The sequence below is a fragment of the Sedimentitalea sp. XS_ASV28 genome (assembly GCF_041224545.1).
In the GTDB taxonomy this organism is placed as follows: domain Bacteria; phylum Pseudomonadota; class Alphaproteobacteria; order Rhodobacterales; family Rhodobacteraceae; genus Sedimentitalea.
The window spans coordinates 43,435-63,851 of sequence record NZ_JBGFGP010000126.1 but is presented as its reverse complement, the minus strand read 5'-3'; the positions used below and the strand labels follow the sequence as shown (position 1 = coordinate 63,851).

At 65.0% G+C, this 20,417-nt stretch carries 22 protein-coding genes; 18 read left to right on the top strand and 4 right to left on the bottom strand.

Translation table 11 applies throughout. The features are described from left to right. The first annotated feature begins 7 nt into the window (after positions 1-7). Positions 8-1,087 carry a type IV secretion system protein gene (locus tag AB9K34_RS10640; protein ID WP_369954402.1) on the top strand — a complete coding sequence of 360 codons (1,080 nt, stop codon included), beginning with the start codon at positions 8-10 and terminating at the stop codon, positions 1,085-1,087. Positions 1,088-1,568: 481 nt separating this feature from the next. Here AB9K34_RS10640 and AB9K34_RS10635 read toward each other — a convergent pair whose 3' ends face one another. Continuing rightward, positions 1,569-1,997, bottom strand: coding sequence for a helix-turn-helix domain-containing protein (locus AB9K34_RS10635; protein WP_369954401.1), 429 nt, complete (start codon positions 1,995-1,997; stop codon positions 1,569-1,571). 170 nt (positions 1,998-2,167) lie between these two features. Here AB9K34_RS10635 and AB9K34_RS10630 point away from each other — a divergent pair, with 170 nt between their 5' ends. The 10 genes from AB9K34_RS10630 (at position 2,168) to AB9K34_RS10585 (ending at position 9,647) form a co-directional block, all read left to right on the top strand. Beyond that, complete coding sequence (locus AB9K34_RS10630) at positions 2,168-2,779, top strand: SCO family protein (protein ID WP_369954400.1); 612 nt, start codon at positions 2,168-2,170, stop codon at positions 2,777-2,779. Then, a complete protein-coding gene (locus AB9K34_RS10625; RefSeq protein WP_369954399.1) occupies positions 2,776-3,201 on the top strand; it encodes a disulfide bond formation protein B in 426 nt (141 codons plus the stop codon). Before AB9K34_RS10630 ends, AB9K34_RS10625 begins: the two co-directional genes overlap by 4 nt. Next, entirely contained in the window at positions 3,198-3,857 is a 660-nt protein-coding gene (locus tag AB9K34_RS10620; RefSeq protein ID WP_369954398.1) for a DsbA family protein, read from the top strand. The genes AB9K34_RS10625 and AB9K34_RS10620 overlap by 4 nt, the downstream gene beginning before the upstream one ends. Before the next feature lie 35 nt (positions 3,858-3,892). Continuing rightward, entirely contained in the window at positions 3,893-4,357 is a 465-nt protein-coding gene (locus AB9K34_RS10615; RefSeq protein WP_369954397.1) for a copper chaperone PCu(A)C, read from the top strand. Next, the gene (locus AB9K34_RS10610; protein WP_369954396.1) at positions 4,357-4,980 is read left to right on the top strand and encodes an SCO family protein; all 624 of its coding nucleotides are present in this window, start codon (positions 4,357-4,359) and stop codon (positions 4,978-4,980) included. Before AB9K34_RS10615 ends, AB9K34_RS10610 begins: the two co-directional genes overlap by 1 nt. Next, positions 4,977-6,350, top strand: a complete 1,374-nt coding sequence (locus tag AB9K34_RS10605) for a M23 family metallopeptidase (RefSeq protein WP_369954395.1) — start codon at positions 4,977-4,979, stop codon at positions 6,348-6,350. Before AB9K34_RS10610 ends, AB9K34_RS10605 begins: the two co-directional genes overlap by 4 nt. A 35-nt stretch (positions 6,351-6,385) precedes the next feature. Further along, a complete protein-coding gene (locus AB9K34_RS10600) occupies positions 6,386-6,802 on the top strand; it encodes a DUF411 domain-containing protein (protein WP_369954424.1) in 417 nt (138 codons plus the stop codon). 125 nt (positions 6,803-6,927) lie between these two features. Beyond that, entirely contained in the window at positions 6,928-7,380 is a 453-nt protein-coding gene (locus tag AB9K34_RS10595) for a DUF411 domain-containing protein (protein WP_369954394.1), read from the top strand. Positions 7,381-7,526: 146 nt separating this feature from the next. Next, positions 7,527-8,525: a cytochrome c oxidase assembly protein gene (locus tag AB9K34_RS10590; protein ID WP_369954393.1), complete on the top strand. Its 999-nt coding sequence runs from the start codon at positions 7,527-7,529 to the stop codon at positions 8,523-8,525. A 15-nt stretch (positions 8,526-8,540) separates the two neighbouring features. Further along, the gene (locus tag AB9K34_RS10585; RefSeq protein WP_369954392.1) at positions 8,541-9,647 is read left to right on the top strand and encodes a cytochrome c oxidase assembly protein; all 1,107 of its coding nucleotides are present in this window, start codon (positions 8,541-8,543) and stop codon (positions 9,645-9,647) included. A gap of 67 nt (positions 9,648-9,714) precedes the next feature. Here AB9K34_RS10585 and AB9K34_RS10580 read toward each other — a convergent pair whose 3' ends face one another. Then, positions 9,715-10,341, bottom strand: a complete 627-nt coding sequence (locus AB9K34_RS10580) for a cation diffusion facilitator family transporter (protein ID WP_369954391.1) — start codon at positions 10,339-10,341, stop codon at positions 9,715-9,717. Positions 10,342-10,597: 256 nt separating this feature from the next. Here AB9K34_RS10580 and AB9K34_RS10575 point away from each other — a divergent pair, with 256 nt between their 5' ends. After that, the gene (locus AB9K34_RS10575; protein ID WP_369954390.1) at positions 10,598-11,101 is read left to right on the top strand and encodes a copper chaperone PCu(A)C; all 504 of its coding nucleotides are present in this window, start codon (positions 10,598-10,600) and stop codon (positions 11,099-11,101) included. Between the two features lie 41 nt (positions 11,102-11,142). Further along, a complete protein-coding gene (lspA, locus tag AB9K34_RS10570) occupies positions 11,143-11,616 on the top strand; it encodes a signal peptidase II (protein WP_369954389.1) in 474 nt (157 codons plus the stop codon). A gap of 165 nt (positions 11,617-11,781) precedes the next feature. Here lspA and mntR read toward each other — a convergent pair whose 3' ends face one another. Then, entirely contained in the window at positions 11,782-12,243 is a 462-nt protein-coding gene (mntR, locus tag AB9K34_RS10565; RefSeq protein WP_369954388.1) for a manganese-binding transcriptional regulator MntR, read from the bottom strand. Between the two features lie 91 nt (positions 12,244-12,334). On the opposite strand from mntR, the gene AB9K34_RS10560 reads away from it, so the two are divergent. From AB9K34_RS10560 to AB9K34_RS10540, 5 genes are all read left to right on the top strand, one after another. Continuing rightward, positions 12,335-14,218, top strand: a complete 1,884-nt coding sequence (locus AB9K34_RS10560) for a cytochrome c peroxidase (protein WP_369954387.1) — start codon at positions 12,335-12,337, stop codon at positions 14,216-14,218. Next, complete coding sequence (locus AB9K34_RS10555) at positions 14,218-15,093, top strand: phosphate/phosphite/phosphonate ABC transporter substrate-binding protein (RefSeq protein ID WP_369954386.1); 876 nt, start codon at positions 14,218-14,220, stop codon at positions 15,091-15,093. The genes AB9K34_RS10560 and AB9K34_RS10555 overlap by 1 nt, the downstream gene beginning before the upstream one ends. Further along, positions 15,090-15,872 (top strand): phosphonate ABC transporter ATP-binding protein, encoded by a 783-nt coding sequence (locus AB9K34_RS10550; RefSeq protein WP_369954385.1) that lies wholly within the window; start codon positions 15,090-15,092, stop codon positions 15,870-15,872. The genes AB9K34_RS10555 and AB9K34_RS10550 overlap by 4 nt, the downstream gene beginning before the upstream one ends. Beyond that, complete coding sequence (gene phnE / locus AB9K34_RS10545) at positions 15,872-16,630, top strand: phosphonate ABC transporter, permease protein PhnE (protein ID WP_369954384.1); 759 nt, start codon at positions 15,872-15,874, stop codon at positions 16,628-16,630. The genes AB9K34_RS10550 and phnE overlap by 1 nt, the downstream gene beginning before the upstream one ends. Positions 16,631-16,805: 175 nt before the next feature. Then, positions 16,806-17,774 (top strand): DUF3179 domain-containing protein, encoded by a 969-nt coding sequence (locus AB9K34_RS10540; protein ID WP_369954383.1) that lies wholly within the window; start codon positions 16,806-16,808, stop codon positions 17,772-17,774. 46 nt (positions 17,775-17,820) lie between these two features. On the opposite strand, the gene AB9K34_RS10535 is transcribed toward AB9K34_RS10540, so the two are convergent. After that, positions 17,821-20,007 carry a heavy metal translocating P-type ATPase gene (locus tag AB9K34_RS10535; RefSeq protein ID WP_369954423.1) on the bottom strand — a complete coding sequence of 729 codons (2,187 nt, stop codon included), beginning with the start codon at positions 20,005-20,007 and terminating at the stop codon, positions 17,821-17,823. Positions 20,008-20,417 lie beyond the last annotated feature (410 nt).

The following is a 20,417-nucleotide window of genomic DNA, read 5'->3' as shown; positions in this document are numbered from 1 at the left end:
GCAAGGCATGAGCGTCGTTACGTATTTCGTCGAAACCTCGCAAGGCTACCTCGACGCGGCCGCAGAGACGCAATTCGGCGCCGTTGCAGCGACGGCCGGTACGATCCTGGTGCTTGGCACGACCCTTGTTGTCGCGCTCGTCTTCATCAACATGATCTACCAATATCGAGCCATGGACGGTCGAACGGCCTTCTGGCTTGCGGTCAAAATCGGGCTCATAGGAATATTCGCGACGAACTGGGTCCAATTCAACGCCTTCTCGTCGGCCGTCCTGAACGGGATTGACAGCATCGCCGGATCGCTGGTCGCCTCCGTCGGCGGCGGCACACCCGGTCCGTCCGGCACCTTTGCCGAGGAATTCGACCGCCTTATCGCCGAGCTCGGCGAATACCTCAACGCCGCTGGTTCGGAGCTGAACTGGATGGCAGGGGCGCTCTTGGACGTGCTCGGTGTTCTGCTGCTCTCGATCCTGGGCGGGCTAGCTGCTTTCATCCTGGTGGCATCGCGGCTGATGATCGCGCTGCTGATTGGAATTGCGCCGATCATGATCTTCCTCACGCTCTTCGAGGTAACGAAAGACTATTTCGCGCGTTGGCTTTCGGCGCTCGTGTCATTCGCGATGTATCCGATTGTCGTCGCGGGTGTGTTCGCGACGATCACCGGCGTTTCTTCCGCGCTTATTGGCGAGCTCGGCGATCCGGAGGGGGCCTCGAATATCGGGGCGCTAATCCCATTTTTCATGATGGTTCTCATGGCGAAGGGGTTCATCGTCGCCACGCCATTCATAGTCCGCGCGATATCCGGGAACATCATGATGCCGGCGCTCTCGGCCGGGCTTGGAGGGGCATACGGATTCGGCAGAGCGCTCGGAGGAGGCCAACAAGCCTACAATCGCTACCTCATTGGTGGGGCCAGCGGGGCCGAATACGCGGCGCTCCGCGCCCGCCAGTTCTTCGGCGTGCAGTCCATGCCCCAAAGGCAGGGCATGAACCAAAATGCGCCCGCCAATGCGGGATCGGGCTCGACGGGTACCGGTGCTCAGATGCTGGCGCAGCTTGCGCGGCTGAGCCGATTGGGAAGGCGCTAGCGTTTAACCGATAGAGCTACTCGATGTTACCTGCGGACCGCCAGGGCGGATCGGGATGAGCCGACGTTCGCTGCACTGTGCACGAACTGGGAAGATGCGGACCTACCTGCCATTCCATTTGCCGGGCCGAGTGTCAGATCCTAGCGCTTTGCGCCAATGTGCACGACGTTCGCCGACACCACGACCAATCAAACGAAATACCTGAATTGTCAGTCCACTCCTCCATTTATTGGCCCGCAGCGAATTATACCCGGCTTTCGTTCATCTCATATAGTGGTCGGATGCAATTCCGGAGGAAACGAGCCTAACGTCTAGCCTTCTCCGAGCATTCCTGGATATTCGTCGTCCTTTCCGGCCGGGCCTGCAGCCTCCCGCGTGTCTGCAGTACAGGTTCCACGCCACGCAATCCTCAGCAACCGATGAATAAATGCGGGATCGGGCTGAGCCGGGGTTCGGCCTTCGGAGCAAACCTGCCAAACCTCTATGCGCCGATCTCGTCGTGATCGGTCAGGCATTCGGAGTGGTCGCGTAGAACTTCCAGCACCCGGCAATCCGCGGTGTTGCCGCCGCTGCACTCGTGGACCATGCGTTTCAGTTCGGTGCGCAGCGCCTCAAGGCGCGCCATTCGCAGTTCGACCTGCCGGAGTTGCCGGCGGGCGATCTGGTCGGCCTCATCGCAGGATTTTTCGGGATTATCCGAAAGGTCGAGAAGCTCCCGGATCGCCTCCAGCGTGAACCCAAGCTGGCGGGCGTGGCGGATAAAGGCCAGCCGATCGAGCTCTGCCTCGCCGTAGCGGCGCTGTCCGCCCGCGGTGCGCCCCGGTTCGGGCATGAGTCCTATCTGCTCATAATAGCGTATGGTCTGCACCTTGGTTCCGGTTCGGCGTGCCAAAGTTCCGATCGTCAGCATAGCAACCTCAAAATCTACAGTCACTGTAGAATATGGCGTGTTGTGCCGCTCGCCTCAAGCCCGACTTCGCGCCGTTGCGGCAATTCGGCGCCGCTGCCGAATTCCAGTTGAACCTCTACTGGCTTTAGGTTATAGCAGGCCCCTCAAGGATAGCGAGGCGGGGCGAATCATTGCGGCTGAAGACCATTCGATGGATTCTGTGGGGGATCACCGGGGCCGTATCCCTGAGTTTGGCCTTTGCGATCCTTTGGCGCGACGACCGGTTCGGAACGGAACCCTCGCGCGAGACCGATGCGTTTCGGGCCGACTTCGAGTTGACCGACCACCAGGGGATGGTCCGCACGGACGAAGATTTCGCGGGCCGCTGGCTTCTGGTCTTCTTCGGCTTCGCGAATTGTCCCGATATCTGTCCGACGACGCTGGCCGAAGTGGCCGCGGTCATGGACGAGTTGGGCGAGAGCGGCGCCCCGCGGGTCCAGCCCCTGTTCATCTCGGTCGATCCCGAGCGCGACACGCCCGCCGCGCTGGCGGAATTCGTTCCGCGCTTCGAGGCGGGAATCGTCGGCCTGACAGGAACGTCGGCGCAGATATCCGCGACGGCGCGGTCTTTCTACATCTATTACGAGAAGATCGAAGAGGCCGCCGCCCTGGATGGCTACTCGATGAGCCATTCCTCGCAACTGTTCCTGTTCGGCCCCGATGGTGCCTATGTCACGGCCTACGCCTACGGCACACCCGCCGAGGAAATTCTTGCCGACCTTAATGAGAGGCTCGAGTCATGAAGACAGGGGCTTCTGGGGAACTGGCCTTGTTTGCAGCCTGGGCGGTTGCTCTGATCGCGACTCTGTCCGTCCTCTTCATCGGCGAAGTGCTCGGTCAAACTCCTTGCATCCTGTGCTGGTATCAGCGGGCGTTCATGTTTCCGCTGGCCGTCATCCTCGGCATCGCCGCTTGGCGTGCCGATTTCACCATTCGAATCTATGCCTTACCGCTGGCGATCATCGGTGCCGGGATTGCGCTCTGGCACCTTGGGCTCTTCATCGGGCTCATACCGGAGGCGATTCAGCCCTGCACGACGGACGGCCCCTCGTGCACTGACGAGAACCAGCTGTTCCTCGGCATGCCGATCCCCCTGCTTTCCCTCGCCGCCTTCTCCGCCATCATCTTCCTTTTGATGGCGGCGCAACCGGAGTCCGACAAATGAACCGAAGAACCCTGATCCTTTCTACGGCCGCAGTCGCCGCAGGCGCATTCGGCGGTGCCACCTGGTGGGTAACCCGACCAGGCCCCCCGGAGGGCGCCGCCACGGTCGCGCCGGAAGTCATGGAAATGCTCGAAAGGCCCTATTCGCCCGTGCTCGGCCCGCAAAACGCGCCGGTGACGATCGTCGAGTTCTTTGACCCGGCCTGCGAGGCCTGTCGTGCCTTCCACCCGATCGTCAAGGACATCATGGCGCAATATCCCGACGAAGTTCGGGTGGTGATCCGCTATACGCCCTTCCACGGCGAAGGTTCGGAAGTCGCGATCAAGACCCTCGAGGCGGCCCGTCTGCAAGGTGTGTTCATCCCCGTTCTCGAGGCCTTGCTGGAGCGACAGAACCTCTGGGCGTCTCACGGAGCGCCCGCGGCCGAAAGGATCATGATAATCGCCGGGTCGGTCGGGCTGGACGTGGACGCGGCCGAATCGCAGATCAGGATGCCTGATGTCGTGGCGGTACTGAACCAGGACAGGTCTGATGTAGAGGCCGTCGGAGTGCGACAGACGCCGACGTTCTTCGTCAACGGCAAGCCGCTCGATCCGTTCGGTGCGGACGAATTGCGGCGTCTTGTGGCGGCCGAAGTCGCGGCGGCGCAGAGCTAGACCCGCGCTGCGGGGAAACGAAAGGAACTCTCGCAATGAGAACCACATTTGCCGGGGCGGTGACTGCGCTCTTGCTGACCGTCGCGCTCTCCGGACCCGTTCTGGCCGGATCGGAAGACGTGGTCGTCGAAGGCGCGTGGTCGCGCGCCTCGATCGGAACCAACCGCCCGGGTGCAGCTTACATGAAGATCCGTAATACCGGCGACGAAGCGGTGACGCTGACCGAAATCCGCACCGACATCGCGATGATGCCGGAAATCCACCGGACATCGACCAACGACCAGGGCGTGAGCTCCATGGCTCCGGTAGGCGATATCAAGATCGGGCCCGGTGAGACGGTCGCCCTGGAGCCGGGCGGGCTGCACGCCATGCTGATGCGCCTGCAACGGCCGATGGCTGAGGGCGACAGGTTCCAGCTAACGCTCGTCTTTTCCGACGGCGGCGAGTTGGTGGTCGACGTGCCGATCCTTGGCATCGCGGCACGCGGGCCGGAGGGCTGATGCGGCGGCGCCAAATGCTCGGATACGGCGCGGCCGGCGCCGGCGCCCTTGGCCTGACGCTTTTCGTGGGCTGGTGGCGGGTGGACGGCCCCGGCGGGCCGGATTCCGGCGGGCAGCGTTCCTTCGCGCTGTCGGCGATGGACTTTCGCCTGACCGACCACGAGGGAAATGCCATGGGCCCCGAGACGCTCATCGGTCGCGCGACCATGGTGTTCTTCGGCTTTACCTTCTGCCCGGACGTCTGCCCGACGACACTTGCGGACATCTCCGGCTGGCTGGACGAGCTCAGCGCGGATGCCGAACGCATGAATGTGGTTTTCATCACCGTTGACCCCGAACGCGATACAGTCTCGGCGATGAAAGAATACGTCGGTTATTTCCACCCGGCGCTCCGTGGCTGGACCGGATCGCCGGACGAGATTTCCAGGGCGGCAGAGGGTTTTCGAGTGATCTACGAAAAGGTGCCGGTCGAGGGCGGCTACACGATGAACCACACCGCCAGCGTATTCGTGTTCGATGCCGGCGGACGCTTCGTTTCAACGATCGACTATCACGAACCGAGGGAATTCGCCGTACCGAAACTTCGCCGCGCCCTGGAGACGGATGATGGAGGGCAGACATGAGGTTGCGCTGGATCGCCGCGATGCTGGCCGGAGGCGTTCTTGCCGGGGCGTCCACGGCTTGGCTGGCGTCCGACCGCGTGCTGCCACCGGGGCCGGATTATTCGGACGCAGCGGTGGTGCTTCGGGTGCTCCGGGTCGGCGACGAAAGTCCGGTGGATTTGGCTTCGAGCGAGCCACCCCCTGAACTTCCGACACCAGCGTTCCTGCCTGCCCCGCCGGCCGCCGATACGGCCCTTGTCACACCCATGCCGCCGCTGCTGGCGCCCTGGACGGCGGTTCTAGGGCCGGGCGACACCCTTGACGGCGTGTTGCGCCGCGCCGGCCTGCCAGCCGCCCAGCGGCAAGCCTTCACCCGCGCAATGCAGACCCAGTACGATCTGGCAAACCTTCGCCCGGGCGACGAAGTGGCGGTGCAAAGCTATCCGGACGGCCGCCCCTATCAGGTGGTTCTTTCAGTCCCCAGCGGCGAGCAGGTGCTGGTCCTGCTCGAAGAGGAGCCGGTAGTTCGGACCGTAGCCCCGGACCTCGAAACGTTCGAGCTCACCGCGACGGTCACTGTGGACAGCTCGATATTCGCCTCTCTCGATCGGGCCGGGGCGCCGGCCAGCCTCGCGGTCGATCTCGCGGCGGAGCTTGGTGGCGCCGTGGATTTCCGGCGCGATCTGCGTGGCGGCGAGACGCTCCGGTTGCTCTGGCGCGAGGCGCGTTTGCCAGACGGGTCCCGCGTGGGCGCGCCGCAGCTGAAATATGCCGAACTGGGCCTCGGAGATGCCCTGTTCGAATTCGTACGCGATCTGGATGCGGGCGGTTCTGCGACGGTGTTCCGCAATGGCGAGCGGCTGAGAGCTTTCTCCCCGCCCGTGGTCGGCGCGCGGCTGACCTCGGTCTTCGGCCGCCGCACACATCCGGTGTATGGCGACATCCGAATGCACAAGGGCGTGGATTTCGCGGCGCCGCGCGGCACCGCGGTATTTGCCACGGCGCCGGGGCGGGTGTCTTTTGTGGGGCATCGAAGCGGCTACGGCCGCGTCGTGGAAATCGCGCATGGACCGTCTATGACGACCATGTATACGCACCTGTCAGCTTTCACAGAGGGCCTTGACATTGGCGACCGCGTGGAGGCCGGCGACCGGATCGGAGCGGTCGGTTCGTCGGGCCTCGCGACCGGACCGAACCTGCATTACGAAGTCCGGCTGGAAGGGCAGCCGGTGGATCCTATGGGTGATGAGCGCCTCGCCGGTCTGGTCGATGACCGCACCGCGACAGACACCCTGCGCCGGTTGACCGAGGCGCGCCGGCGGTTTTCCGGTGCCGCCGAAGCCGATACGGGTGCCCGGTTCACGCTTTCGACCAAAGGAGACGCGACATGACAACCGCAAGGACCATTCTCGCAGCAATTCTGACCATGTTGGCGGCCGGCCAGTCACTTGCTCAGGGCACGCCGATGGATGTGAAGAAAACCAATGGCTGCGGCTGTTGTCTGGCCTGGATGGAGCGGATGGAAGAAAGCGGATTTGCGCCAGAGGGCGACGATATGTTCGCCGGGCTGCTGGTCCGGTACAAACTGGACATGGGCGTGCCGCCAAAAATGGTCTCGTGCCACACTGCCGTGGTGGAAGGGTATGTGATCGAGGGCCATGTGCCCGCTGCGGACATCCGGAAATTGCTTGACGAAAGGCCCGACGCCGTCGGTCTGGCGGTGCCGGGAATGCCGATCGGCTCGCCCGGCATGGATTTCGGCGACGGCCGCGAGGCGTTCGACGTCTTTCTGATCGGCCGGGACGGGGCGACCGAGGTTTTCAGCTCCTATCCGGGCAACTGACACGAAAGATTGCGCGACATTCCAGCGCAGGAGGGCTTCTGCGCTTGAACCTAAAGTTGCTTGAGGTTGCAGAAAGGCCCGGAAAGCATGGCTGACCGGTTCAGCCGAGATTTCGGGAGACGATCATGAAAAGAACACTGATGGCGGGCGGATTGCTGCTCGCGATGACGAGCGTGGCGGCGGCGCAGGAGGCGCCTGTCATCGAGGTGCTGAAGCAGGCGTCTTGTGGTTGCTGCGGCGGCTGGGTTGCGGCCATGCAGGAGGCCGGGTTCACGCTGAACGTACGCAACGTCTCGGGCGAGGAACTCTATGCCGCAAAGGAGGCCTCCGGTTTCTCCGATGATCTCTGGGCCTGCCACACGGGCACCGTCGCGGGATACACAGTCGAGGGCCACGTTCCGGCCCGGGAGATAATCCGGTTGCTGGAAGAACGCCCCGCCGGGTTGGGGATCGCCACGCCCGGGATGCCCACCGGGTCGCCCGGTATGGAATACGGCAACGAACGCGAGGCCTTCGACGTGGTCTTCGTGAACCTCGACCGGAGCCAGCAGGTCTACGCTTCCTATCCCGGCAACTGAGGCTGCTCTTCCGCAATGATGGTTGACAGTGCCGCCGAAACGCCAGGCACCGGAGGCGGGGCGGCCCATCGAGGGCACCAGCGATCGCCGGATTGTGGTTGTCTGCGGTCTGCCGCAGGTTCATTCTGCCCGGTCCGGGAAGAACCATGAGCGATATTCTCTTCGACCCGTTCGGACCGGCTCTCTCTCCGGTTGCGCTCGTGGCGATTGTCGGGCTGGCCTGGCTTTACCTGCGCGGCACGGGCCGACCGCGGCTGGTGGGCGAGCGCGCCGGCCCCATCCGGCACGGTCTGTTTGCCGCCGGGACGCTGATGCTGGCCCTCGCCTTCGAGGGCCCGCTGGCGGGCGCCGGGCAAAGGCTCTTCTTTGCGCATCAGGTTCAACACCTGGCGATCCGGCTGCTCGGGCCGATGCTGATCGTTCTCGCGCATCCCTGGCCGGTCCTGCGGGCCGGGCTGCCGCGCGGGGTGCGGCACGGGCTAGCGCGGTTCGGTGACCGTCCCGCGACGCGAGTGGCAGTTCGCGCCCTGACCCGCCTCGATGTCAGCTTCATCTTGCTCATCGCCGCGCTCTACTTCTGGCAGGTTCCGGCGCTGCACAACGCTGCCGTTTCGAGGCCGCCGCTAGTACTGGTGGCGCATGCCGGCATGGTGCTGGCAGGTCTCAACTTCTTTGCGGTCGTGTTTGACCGCCGCGATGCGCCCGAGGCCGCCACCCAAAGCCTGCGGCTTTTGGCGCTGGTCGGGATCATCGTGACGAACATCCTGCTCGGGTCGCTCACAACGATGAAGGAGAAGGTGCTGTACACCGCCTACGATGTCTCCGGGCGGCTCTGGAACTTCGCTCCGATGGCCGACGAGACCACCGGCGGCTACACCATCTGGGTGCCGTCGTCCTTCGTCATAATCGCGGCAATCATCCTGGTCTTCAACGGCTGGAACGCGGCCGAGGTCCGGCGCTGGAATGCGCGACACAACTGGAGCGGATCAAATGCAGCCGCGCTCGAATTCCCGGAAACCGCGCATGAATTGCGTCTCAAGGTAACGGAGCCCAACCGGCGCATGGGCCGGACGCTGGCGCTCGTCTCGGCCGCCATGTTCGCGACCGTGATGATCACCGGTGCCACGATCATCTACGCGTTCTAGCGGCCGGTGATCGACATGCCACCCAAAGCGCTTTTGCCCGCCAAAGCCCGCCCAATTCGCCGATTGCCTGACCGGCTGATCCTTGCGGCGGCCGTGTTTTTGCCGGCTGCCGCGCTGGCCCACGGTGGCGAGGGCTTGTCGGCGGCATCCGCATGGTCGTCCTGGAGCCTGACGCCCGAAATCAGCGGCCCGATCCTGGTGATCCTGACGATCTATGTCCGGGGCGCGGTTCGCCGCCACTCGGTCGCGCAGCCGGTCTCGGCTGTCCGGCACACCCTCTTCGCGGGCGGCATGCTGGCGCTCTTTCTGTCGCTGCAATCGCCCGTCGACCCGATGGGCGAGCGGCTGTTCCTGGCGCATCAGATCCAGCATCTGCTGCTGCGCATGATCGGGCCGATGCTGGTCGTGCTCTCCCGCCCGCAGGGTGTGCTCACCGCCGGCCTGCCGGAGGCGCTGCGCAGGAGCATCATCGCGCCAGTCATGGCCAATGGCGCGGTCTCGGGCCTCTACCGCCGTCTGACCGGCCCAGTCGCGGCCTTCCTTCTGTTCCTGCTGTCGCTCTATGTCTGGCAGGTTCCGGCAATCCACAACTCCGCCTTGCGCGCCCCGTTGATCCACTGGGCGATGCACCTGACGATGCTTGCCGCCGGCTTCCTGTTCTTCGCGATGATCTTCGACCGGCGCGACCTGCCAACCGCACCGCCGCATTTCCTGCGCATCGCCCTGCTCTTTATGGTCATCGTGTCGAACATCCTTCTCGGCGCGATCACGGTCTTCAAGACCACCGTCCTCTACACCGCCTATGACATAGAGGGGCGGCTCTTCGGTATTGCGCCGTTGACCGACGAGGCCGCGGGCGGCTTCATTCTCTGGGTGCCGGCGAGCATGATGGCGATCGTCGCGATCGTCATCGTGGTCTACGGCTGGAATCTCACCGAAGAGAAACGCCTTCGCCGCGGGCATGGCATCGCGGGGCCGGCGCCGGTGACCGCCGGGCCGGATCAGGTGGGCCGCGGGCAGGTGTCGGCGCGTAACCGGCTCGGCCTGCTGCTGGGTCTCGGCGCCCTGACCATCTTCGGCCTGATTATCGGAACGGGGGTTTTCGTTGTCTCTCTGAATTGAAATGCCGGCGCCAAACCCTCAGTTGGCGCTGGCTGGATTTCTTCTGCCGTCATTGGGAACCTACTGACTATGTACTCTGGTTTTTCCCATCGTCGTAAGCAGCGCAACGATACTCTTCACGCGCATCGCGCAAGATGTCGAACCCGCCCCATGCGGCGATGCCCGCCACCGCGATACCGACCACGAGATCGGGCCAGTTGGTGCCAAGCCACCAGACTAGGCCGCCGGCCACGAGGATACCCGCGTTCGAGATGAAATCGTTCAAGCTGAAAGTGTTGGCGGCGCGGATGTTGACATCCGGATCGCGCAGTCGCGCCAGCAGCCAGATACTGACGCCGTTCACGACCGCCGCGATCAGCGCCATCGAGATCATCATCGGCCCCAACGGCTCCGACCCGGTATAGTAGCGGCGCACCGCATCCGCCAAAATTCCCACCGCGAACAGGATTAACAGTCCGCCCGATAGGTTCGCGGCGACGCGTTTCCATCGAGCGGAACGGTAAAGGGCGAAAAGGCTGATAGCATAGACCAGGCTGTCGGAAGTGTTGTCGAGCCCATTGGCGATCAACGCGCTGGAATCGCCGATACTTCCGGTGACAAAAAACCCGGTGGCGATCGCGACATTCAGCGTGAGCACGATCCAAAGCGTGCGTTTTCGTCCGTGACCTGAGGTTCTCGACAGCCATTCGATCATGGAAATTCCTTCCGGATTTTGCCGCGCATCATATCGTTGCGTCATCCCAATACAACGCGCAGCCAGCAGTTAGCGTCCCTCAGCGGTGGTTTTCCTCGGCGCTCGATGTCGGGCGCGCCAGGAGGGCAAGAAAAAATGTGCGGGAAAAGAATTTCGCCTTGAACCTCTACCTGCTGGAGATCCTATTTTGAGCCAGGGTGGCCGCTGATCTGCCTGCCAGCGCGCTGGCGTCAACTGATATCCGCGAGGTGCCAAGATGAAAGCAAGGCTGGCCGGCATTGTTGTGGCGTTACATGCACTGCTGTTTCCCACAGCTGCCCTGGTGCAGCAGCGGTTGGTTGGCGACGATCTGCTTGTCGAAAATGCCTGGACCCGCGCGGCCGGTGAGCTTGGCGGCGCGGCGGAGGTCTATTTCACTCTGCGCAACACGAGCGAAAGGACGATCGATCTGATCGGTGTTCGCGCCGATGTCGCCTCGATCGAGACGCTGCACAAGATCGGTTCTGACACGACCGGCGCGCCCCGCATGAGCGCAATACCGGAACTGCGGGTGGAACCGGGCGCGTCGGCGACGCTCGAACCCGGCGGTCCGCATGTGATGCTGATCGACCTCGAAAGGTCGCTAGTCGAGGGCACGACGCTGTCGCTTCGCCTGACATTCTACGACGGGGACGATCTGACGATCGAAGTGCCGATCCTCGGGGCCGACGCAACCGGCCCGCAAAACACCGCTACGGCAGCTAGGGCGCCGTCGGACTAACCAAGACGCGGGCGACAAAAACGCCTGGAAGGATGCAGATCATGTTCACCCGAACCACCGGCCTTGCCGGAATGGCCACAGCCTTGGGCGCCGACCAAGCCACCAAGGCCGTAGTCAGCGCCAACAGCGCAGCTCTCGCCGGCGGCGTCCCGGTCTTTCCGGGCTTCAAACTGGTCTTTCTGCGCAACGACGGCGTGACCTTCGGCCTCTTGGGTGGCGTGCCGTGGTGGGCGCTCGCGGCCCTCGCGCTCGCCATCGTGGTCTGGCTCGCGGTGCTCATGGCGCGGGCGACTGACCACCTCGAGGCATTGGCCTACGGGCTGGTGATCGGCGGCGCACTCGGCAACGTGGCCGACCGGCTGCGCTATGGCGCGGTGACGGATTTTCTGGATTTCTACGTCCGTGACTGGCACTGGCCTGCGTTCAATCTTTCGGACGTCGCGGTGGTCGGCGGCGTATTGCTTCTTCTCCTGCAGCAAGCGTGGGTTGCGCGTGGCCACAAGCACAGCAGTTGAAACATCGAAGCGTCGCCTCAAGCCCGGCATGTTGGTCGCAGGGCCGCGCCGCCTTGGCAGTGCTACGCTTTTGGAAACTTCGCTTCGCCGTGGTCATGACGGCTGCGATCATCACACCCTCCTCGACCGACGCATGAAGATTCGACCTCGGCACTGAAGCTCTTGTCAGCCCTTGTCGATCAGATGGCGTTCGAATGCTTTAAGCGTTTCCCGGCTGACGTGGTGTTCGATCCCCTCGGCGTCGCGCTCGGCGGTGTCGTCGTCAATCCCGAAGGTTTTCAGAAACGCCACCACGATCCGGTGCCGACGCCGGCAGGCATCCGCCAGTTGCTGGCCGTGCTCGGTCAGAAAGATCGACCGATAGCGTTCCCGCCGCACCAGGCCCGCCGCCTTGAGGCGGGATATGTTCTTGGTGACCGTCGGCGGCTTGACCCCAAGACGTTCGGCAATATCGACCGGGCGTGCCTCGCCGAAGGTCTCGATCAGTTCGGCGATCAGTTCGACATAATCCTCGGCCATCTCGCTTTCGTGGGCCTGCCGCACCAGGGCGAAACCCTCGGCCTGGGTTTCGGGCGAAAGATCGCCGGGGGCGAAGACTTCACGGGACTTTGACCGAAGGTTCGTCATTTCGCGAGACTGCCCCAGCAACGACGGATTGACAACTTATTTGCTTTGGGTAGATATGTTAGCCGTGTCTAACTTTGATCGGATATCGAACGTGGTTCGGCGAGGTTTTTTTGGCAGGGTGCTGGCGGCGGCCATCGGGCTGGCGGTGGCGGCCGGTCCCGCGCCCGCGACACCAACCAAAGAGGCGCCCTGGCTGCCCGAGGCCGCGGCCTACCGGCTGACGCTGTTTCTGGGCAATCTGGCCCCGGTCCCCTGGGACGACATCCGCCTTGCGTGGGAAAAGCCCTATCGGGGCTCGGCCTTTGCATCGGGCGCACTGGACCGGCTTGAAACCCTCAGCACGCTGGACACGCGCCCGCTTGTCGCCGCGATCGGCGCGCGCGACCGGCAGGCCACCTTCGCCGCCGCGACCCGTCTGATCGCCGCGCGGATCACCGAAGAGCTTGACCGCGCCGTTGCCGCCGAAGACCCCGCCGTCGCGCAACGTTCGATGAACGCGGCCCGCGAGGTTTACCGCGCCTTCGCCGATGGCATTGCCGCCGCCGACGCTGAGGCCGCCCGCAGGCTTGGCCGCGCATGGCTTGAACTGGGCAACAGCCTCGGCCGTGCCGGCGTGCTGGGTGCGGGGGCGAGCGAACCCGACACCGCGGCGGCAGAGGCCGCGCGAACCGTGATCGCGGACTATCTGGCCGATAACTACCTTCGTCCCGCATTCGCGCCGCGCGCGAGCCTGAGTGCGGTGCCCGAAAGCGTTGCGGTCTCGGGGCGCGCTGTGACGGTCCCGCCCAGCCTGCCGCCCGGCAGCGACATCTTTGCCCAGAACCCGCTGCCGCGGCTGGTGCTGCGGTTCGAGGAAGAAGGCATAGATGAGGCCGACCTGCCGCTGGTGGCCTATGGCGACATGCTGTTCGACAGCCCGCAGATCTTCGGCGCGCCGGCGCGCGATCTGGGGATTTCCTGCGCCACCTGCCACAACCGGTCCGAAGCCAACAACCGCCTGTTCGTGCCGGGTCTCAGCCACGCCGCGGGCGGCATGGACGTCGACAGCCCCTTTTTCAACCCGATCGCCAACGACCGGCGCGACGACCCGGTCGACACGCCCAGCCTGCGCGGCATCCGTTTCACCGCGCCCTACGGCCGCGACGGGCGCGTCGCGGGCCTGCGCGAATTTACCCGCAACGTGATCGTGGGAGAGTTCGCGGGGGCCGAACCGACGCCCTTCATGCTGGATGCGCTGATGGCCTATATGCTGGAATTCGATTTCCTGCCGAATGCGATGCTGGCCGCGGATGGGCGCCTGAGCGATGCGGCCCCGGCCGCCGCGCGCCGGGGCGAGGCGATCTTCAACCGCCCCTTCGCCGGCCTGGGCGGGCAGTCCTGCGCGACCTGCCACCAGCCCTCGGCCAATTTCATCGACCGGCTGGCGCATGATATCGGTTCGGCCCCGCCGGGCTACGACGGTGCGCGGTCGGGGGCCTTCGACACGCCGACGCTCTTGGGGGCGGCCTATACCGCGCCCTATTTCCACGACGGGTCGCTGCCGACGCTGGCCGCCGTGGTCGACTGGTTCGACGCCACCAAAGGCCTTGGCCTTGGCGCCGATGAACGGGCAGACCTGACCGCCTATCTGGAAGCCGTCGGCGGGGCGGATGACCCATACGAGGCGTTCGACGCCGAAAACACGCCCTTCCGGCTGGCGTTTGCGGAACTGACCACCTTCGCCTCGACGCTGGACACGCTGCTGCCGCGGCGCGACGCACAGCACATCCTGCTTCTGACCGATACCGTGGCGGGCGACCTTGCGCTGGACGCCAGCACCATGGCGAACCTTGCCGCGCGGCCGCAGGTCTATGCGCTGGCCGACCGGCTGGCGGCGGTCGGCGTGGCGGTGCGCGGCGGCGACTGGGCAGATGCCGAGGCGGAGTGGCAGGCGTTCAAGGCCCAGGCCGGGGCCATCGAGGCCGAGGCGTTCTGATGACAGGGCCGATCACCCGACGCGGGGCGCTGACCCTGACCGCGGCCGCGGCGCTTGGGCAGGCGCTGCCCGCCTTCGCCCAGGGCGCGCCGCTGCGGCTGGCCTTCATCCCGCAGGAAAACCCCGAAAAGCTTCTGGGCGACATAGCGGCCATCACCGGCTGGCTGTCGCAGCGGATCGGCCACCCGGTCGAGGGTTTTGTCACCATCGACCACGCCGCCGCCGTCGAGGCGCTGAGAAACGGCGACGCCGACATTTCCTTCATGGGCGCGCTGCCCTTCGTGCTGGCCGAGGCCGAGATCGGTGCCGTGCCGCTCTTGTCGGAAGTCTACCGAGGCGCGGCAAACTATACGGGCCGCGTCTTCGTGCGCCGCGACAGCGGGATCCGGGCGCTGGCGGACCTCAAAGGCCGCGATATCGCCTTTGCCGATCCGATTTCGGAATCGGGCTACCTCTATCCGCTGGCCGAGTTTCAGCGCGCGGGGCTGATCGACGGACCGGGCGCGGCGGACGCTTTCTTCGGTCAGATCTACTTTGCCGGTGGCTATCAGCAGGCGATGCAGGCGATGGCGGCGGGTCTGGTCGATGCCGCCGGCGCCAGCCAATACGCCGATCTGCTGTTGACGCCCGCACAGCAGGCCGAGGTGACCTGGATCGCCGAAAGCCCGGCGATCCCGAGCCATGTGGTGATCGCGCGCCCGGGACTCGACCCCGAACTTTCGGCCCGTTTCGTCGCGGCGATGCTGCGTCTCAACGCGCCCGAAAACCGGGGGCTGCTACGCTATCTTTACGGGCCGGACGGCTACGTGCCCGCCGACACCGCGGCCTATGACGGGGTCCGCGCGATGGCGCGCGCGCACGGGCTCTTGAAATGACCCGCGCGATCGAGATCGGCGATCTGAGCTTTGCCCATTCCAGCGCGGACATCCCTGCGCTTGCGTCGGTGAACCTTGCCGGCGGCGACGGCGAAACCCTTGCCCTGCTGGGCCCTTCGGGCGCCGGCAAGACCACGCTTCTGACGCTGCTCGACGGCCGGCTGAGGGGATGGCGCGGGCGGGTCGCGGTATTGGGCGCGGCGCTGTCGCCGGACCGTGCGCCGCCGCGCCGCGACCGCGCCGACACCGGCTTTATCTTTCAGGAATTCGCGCTGGTCGAAAGGTCGAGCGTCCGACGCAACGTCCTGAACGGCCGGCTGGGGCGGATGGGCACGGCGCGCGCGCTTTTCGGAAGTCCGGCGGCACATGACGCCGCGATCGTCCGCCGCGCGCTTGAGGATTGCGGCATCGCCGATCTGGCCGACCGCCGGGTCGACACGCTGAGCGGCGGCCAGCGTCAGCGGGTGGCGATCGCCCGCTGTCTGGCGCAGGAACCGAAGCTGATCCTTGCCGACGAACCGGTCTCGAACCTCGATCCGGCGCGGGCCGCCGACATTCTAGGGCTTCTGACCGAGGCCGGGCGGTCGCGCGGCGCGACCACGGTCTTTTCCTCGCACCAGCCCGAACTTGCGCGCCGCTTCGCCGACCGCGTCGTCGGCATGCGCAACGGGCGCGTTCTTTTCGACCTGCCGGCCGATGCCCTGACCGAGGGCGACGAGGCCGCGCTTTACCGCGACGACGACGCCACGGTCGCCGCGCGGCTTCAGGTCGTGCACTGATGGCGGACCGTGGATTTTCGGGCTTTCTGGCCGGGGCGCTGATCGGGGCGGCTGTGCTGTGGTCGTTTATCACCACCGAAGTCGACATCGCCCGGGTCCTGTCAGCGGGCCCCCGGATCGCCGATTTCATCGGCCGGATGATCCCGCCCGACCCGACCGTTACCGCCGAGATCGTGAAGGGCAGCGCCGAGACACTACGCATCGCCATTCTCGGTACGCTCGGCTCGGTGCTTCTGTCGGTGCCGCTTGGCGTCCTCGCCTCGGAAACCATGGCGCCGGCCGCGATCCACCGGCCGCTTCGAAGCCTGCTGGCGATCATCCGTGCGGTGCCGCTGATCCTGGTCGCCATGCTGATGGTGGGCGCGGTCGGGCTTGGCCCCCTGCCCGGCATCATTGCGGTCGCCTTTCACGCCACGGGCATGCTGGCCAAGTTCTATGCCGAGGCTATCGACGGCGTCGCTCGGCCCCCGATCGCGGCGCTGGAAAGCGCCGGTGCGGGGCCGCTGGTGCGCCTGAGATACGCGATCTGGCCGCAGATGGCGCCGGTGGTGGCGCGCGACACGATTTTCCGCTTCGAGCTCAACCTGCGCGAATCGCTTATCCTCGGGATCGTCGGCGCGGGGGGCATCGGCTTTTACATCCAGACCTACGTGCGGTCCTTCCAGTACGACAAGGCCGCCAGCGTCACGATCGCGGTGGTGGTGATGGTGGTCGCCATCGAGGCGCTCAATGTGCTTCTCCGCCGCAGGGTTTCCTGATTGAATTGCGTTGTCCGCCGCGTGACGGCGCAGGGACCGGAGATCAGGAAGACTCGCCCCCTTCGCAGGACAATCCGCGTTCCCGGCCCAAACAATCTCTCAATACCTCGTGATCCGGTCTATATCGGTGAACCGCGCTCTGGCAGATTGTTGATTGTCCCAGGGAGGATGGAGAATGCGCACAAATCTATTGACCGCCGCGACCTTATCGGTGGCTTTGATGGCGACACAGGCGTCGGCGAACCCGGAGTTCTGGCAGTACGAATGGCCGAAAACGAACTTCGAGATGACCAATGTCGAAAGCTGGACCGAAATCCTTTCGGGCGGGCCGCCCAGGGACGGGATTCCCGCGCTCAGCGATCCGCAGTTCATTCGCGCCGGTAATGAAACAAAAATCGAAAACCGCGAGCCTGTCGTAACCGTCGAGATTGAAGGCGAAACTCCGCGCGCCTACCCGATCCGATACCTGACCTGGCACGAGATCATAAACGACAAGGCCGGCGGTGTCCCTTATGCGGTCACCTACTGCCCGCTTTGCAACTCCGCTCCGACGTTTGACCGGCGCGTGAACGGGCGGGTTCTGACCTTCGGCGTTACGGGCAAGCTGCGAGGGTCGAACCTGATCATGTACGACCGCGAAACCGAAAGCTGGTGGCAGCAGGCGGTGGGCGAAGGGATCGTCGGCGAATATACCGGGGCGTACTTAACCCCCCTGCCAAGCTGGATGGAGAGCTGGTCCGAATTCAAGACGCGCAACCCGGAGGGGCTCGTCATGGCCCAGCCCGCCTTCCCCAGAACATATGGACGGAACCCCTACGTCAGCTATGACAGTTCGAGCCGGCCGTTTCTCTACAACGGCGAGATGCCGCCGCACGGCATTCAACCCCTGGCGCGCGTGGTTCGCGTCGGCAACCGTGCCTGGCCAGTACCGCGGCTGGCGGCGGAGGGAGAGATTGCCGAGGCTGGCTTCACCATCTCGTGGGCGTCCGGGCAAGCGTCGGCGCTGGATACGGCGCGGATCGGGCGCGGACGGAATGTCGGAACGATCCGGGTCCGCAAGGACGGAAAGGACGTGCCGCACGATGTCATGTTCGCATTCGCTTTCCATGCGTTTTTCCCCGATGGAGAATGGATGCTGCGGTAGTGTACGCCGTCCGGCTCCCGTTAACACTGACGCTCGTTTCCACTGTCTAATGGCCATGCATAAGTGCGCCGGCGGCCATCTCTTCGCCGAGTCCTTTACCACCCTTCTTCGCGCCGCCTCCGGCCTTGCCGTTCAGGAGGCGCAGCGCGTTCATCACCACCAGCAGCGACACGCCGACATCGGCGGCGATCGCGCCCCACATCGAGGCCATGCCGAAGGCGGTGAGCCCGACGAACACCGCCTTGGTGGCGAGCGACATGCCGATGTTCTGGCGGATGATCCACATGGTCCGGCGCGAATGGCCGATCAGCCAGGGCACCTTGCCGATATCGTCGGTCATCAGCGCGATGTCGGCGGTCTCGACTGCCGCGTCCGAGCCGATGGCGCCCATGGCGATACCGAAATGCGCCCGCGCCATGGCCGGGGCGTCGTTCACCCCGTCGCCGATCATCGCCACCATGTCATGGCTTTCCACCAGTTCCTCGATGGCCTCGACCTTCTGTTCGGGCAGAAGTTCGGCCCGCACCTCGTCGATCCCGACCTCGGCAGCAACGGCGCGCGCGGTGCGCTCGTTGTCACCGGTTAGCATGACGATTGTCTTGACGCCCTGCGCGTGCAGCCGCGCCACGATGCCCTTGGAATCGGCGCGGATGCGGTCGCGCAGCTCAAGCACGCCCAGAAGCTTTTCACTGTCGCCCACCGCGACCAGCGTGCTGCCCGCGCCCTCGATGCGCTCCCGCAACTCTTCCGGCAGCGAGCCGTCGATGCCCTTCTCGGCGGCGAAGCGGTCCGAACCCAGCCAGATCGCCCGGCCCCCGAACGTGCCCTCGACGCCGCGGCCGGGCACGGTGCGGGTGTCCTCTGCCGCTTCGCCGCCGATACCCACGACCTGGGTGCGCGCCAGGATCGCGCGCGCCAGCGGGTGCGACGACCGCGCCTCAAGCGCTGCCGCGGCTTCCAGCAATTCGCGCTCGGTCGTGCCGCCCAGCGGATGCACCGAGGCGACCTCGGGCTCGCCCTCGGTAATGGTGCCGGTCTTGTCCATCGCCAGCGCGGTGATCCGCCCCGGGGCCTCGACATAGGCGCCGCCCTTGATCAGCACGCCGTTGCGCGCCGACGAGGCGAGCGCCGCGACGATGGAGACAGGTGTGGAGATGACCAGCGCGCAGGGGCAGGCGATGACCAGAAGCACCAGCGCGTTGTAGAACCAGTAATCCCAGGCGCCGCCCGCCACCAGCGGCGGAAGCACCGCGATGGCAATCGCCAGCACCATCACGATGGGCGTGTAGATACGGGCGAACTTTGCCACCCATTGTTCCACGTTGGCGCGGCGCGAATGCGCCTCGCTGACCATACGGATGATGCGCGACAGCACGGTGTCCGAGGCCGGTTTCGTTGCCCGCACCGTCAGCGTGCCGTCGCCGTTGATCGTGCCGGCATAGACCTCGTCGCCTGGTTCCTTCGTCACCAGCGCGCTCTCGCCAGTGATCGGCGCCTGGTTGACGCCGCCGATCCCGTCGACCACCTCGCCGTCGAGCGGGATGCGGTCGCCGCCGCGCACCACGAACCGGTCACCCACCGCAACCTGCGCGGCCAGCACGTCCGCCTCGGACCCGTCGTCGCGGATCACTCGCGCCGTGGGCGGCGCCAGATCGAGAAGGGCCGCCACGGCATTGCGCGCCCGCCCTACGCTCCAGCTTTCCAGATAGAGCGAGAGCGAGAAGAAGAAGGCCACCGTCGCCGCCTCGAAATACTCGCCGAGAAAGATCGCGCCGGTGACCGCGACGACCATCAGCAGGTTCATGTCGGGCGACAGCCTGCGTGCGGACGAAACCGCCTTGGGTGCCACCAGCCAGGCGCCGAAGACGATGGCGGCCAGAAACAGAAGGCTCTCGGCCAGCGGCATCGCCGCCTCACCATGGCCGGCGAACAGTCCGATCGCCCCCTGGAACCCGGATTCCACGATATGATAGCCGAAGCCAGCCGCCCAGAAGCCGCCCGAGAGCACAGTGAAGAATTTCTGCCGCTTCAGATGCGCGGCCTGGGCCTCGGCGGCGCCTTCGGCATCCCAGAGGCTGGCGTTCATGCCCGTTGAGCCGATCAGCTTGATGATCTTGTCGTCACTCAGCGGTTTGGCCGTGTCGAGCACCGTCATCCGCCCGTTGATGACGTCAAACGCCAGATGTTCCTCGCCGCCGACCTCCGGCCCCAGAACCCGGTTCAGGATCGCCACCTCCTCGGCGCAGTCGAGCCCGTTCACGCGGAAACTGCGTCCCTTGGCGTCCACATCGCCTATGGGCCCGATATCGCCGCACATCGCGCCCTCGTCCGAGCCGCAGCAGGCGCCACCGGCCCCCTCGCCACCGGTCTGCGTGAGTTCATGTTTGTGATCCTGAGCTTGATCGGGTTTGCTTCCGTCATGCGGCATCGGTCTCTCCGGCTGCGAATCATCCATCTCGAAGCAAGATAGGAGCTACAGCAACTAGAGCTTCAAGGGCGTTTTTAAGGATCAATGGCTATTCCGTCTGAGCGGATCTGAATGGGGTTGATTCCGGTAGAGGGCTGAATACCTTATGATACGATCCTGCCCTCTACCGGAATCTAACCCTTGGTATGAAGGCATCTGTTTGGGGACGCCGCTTC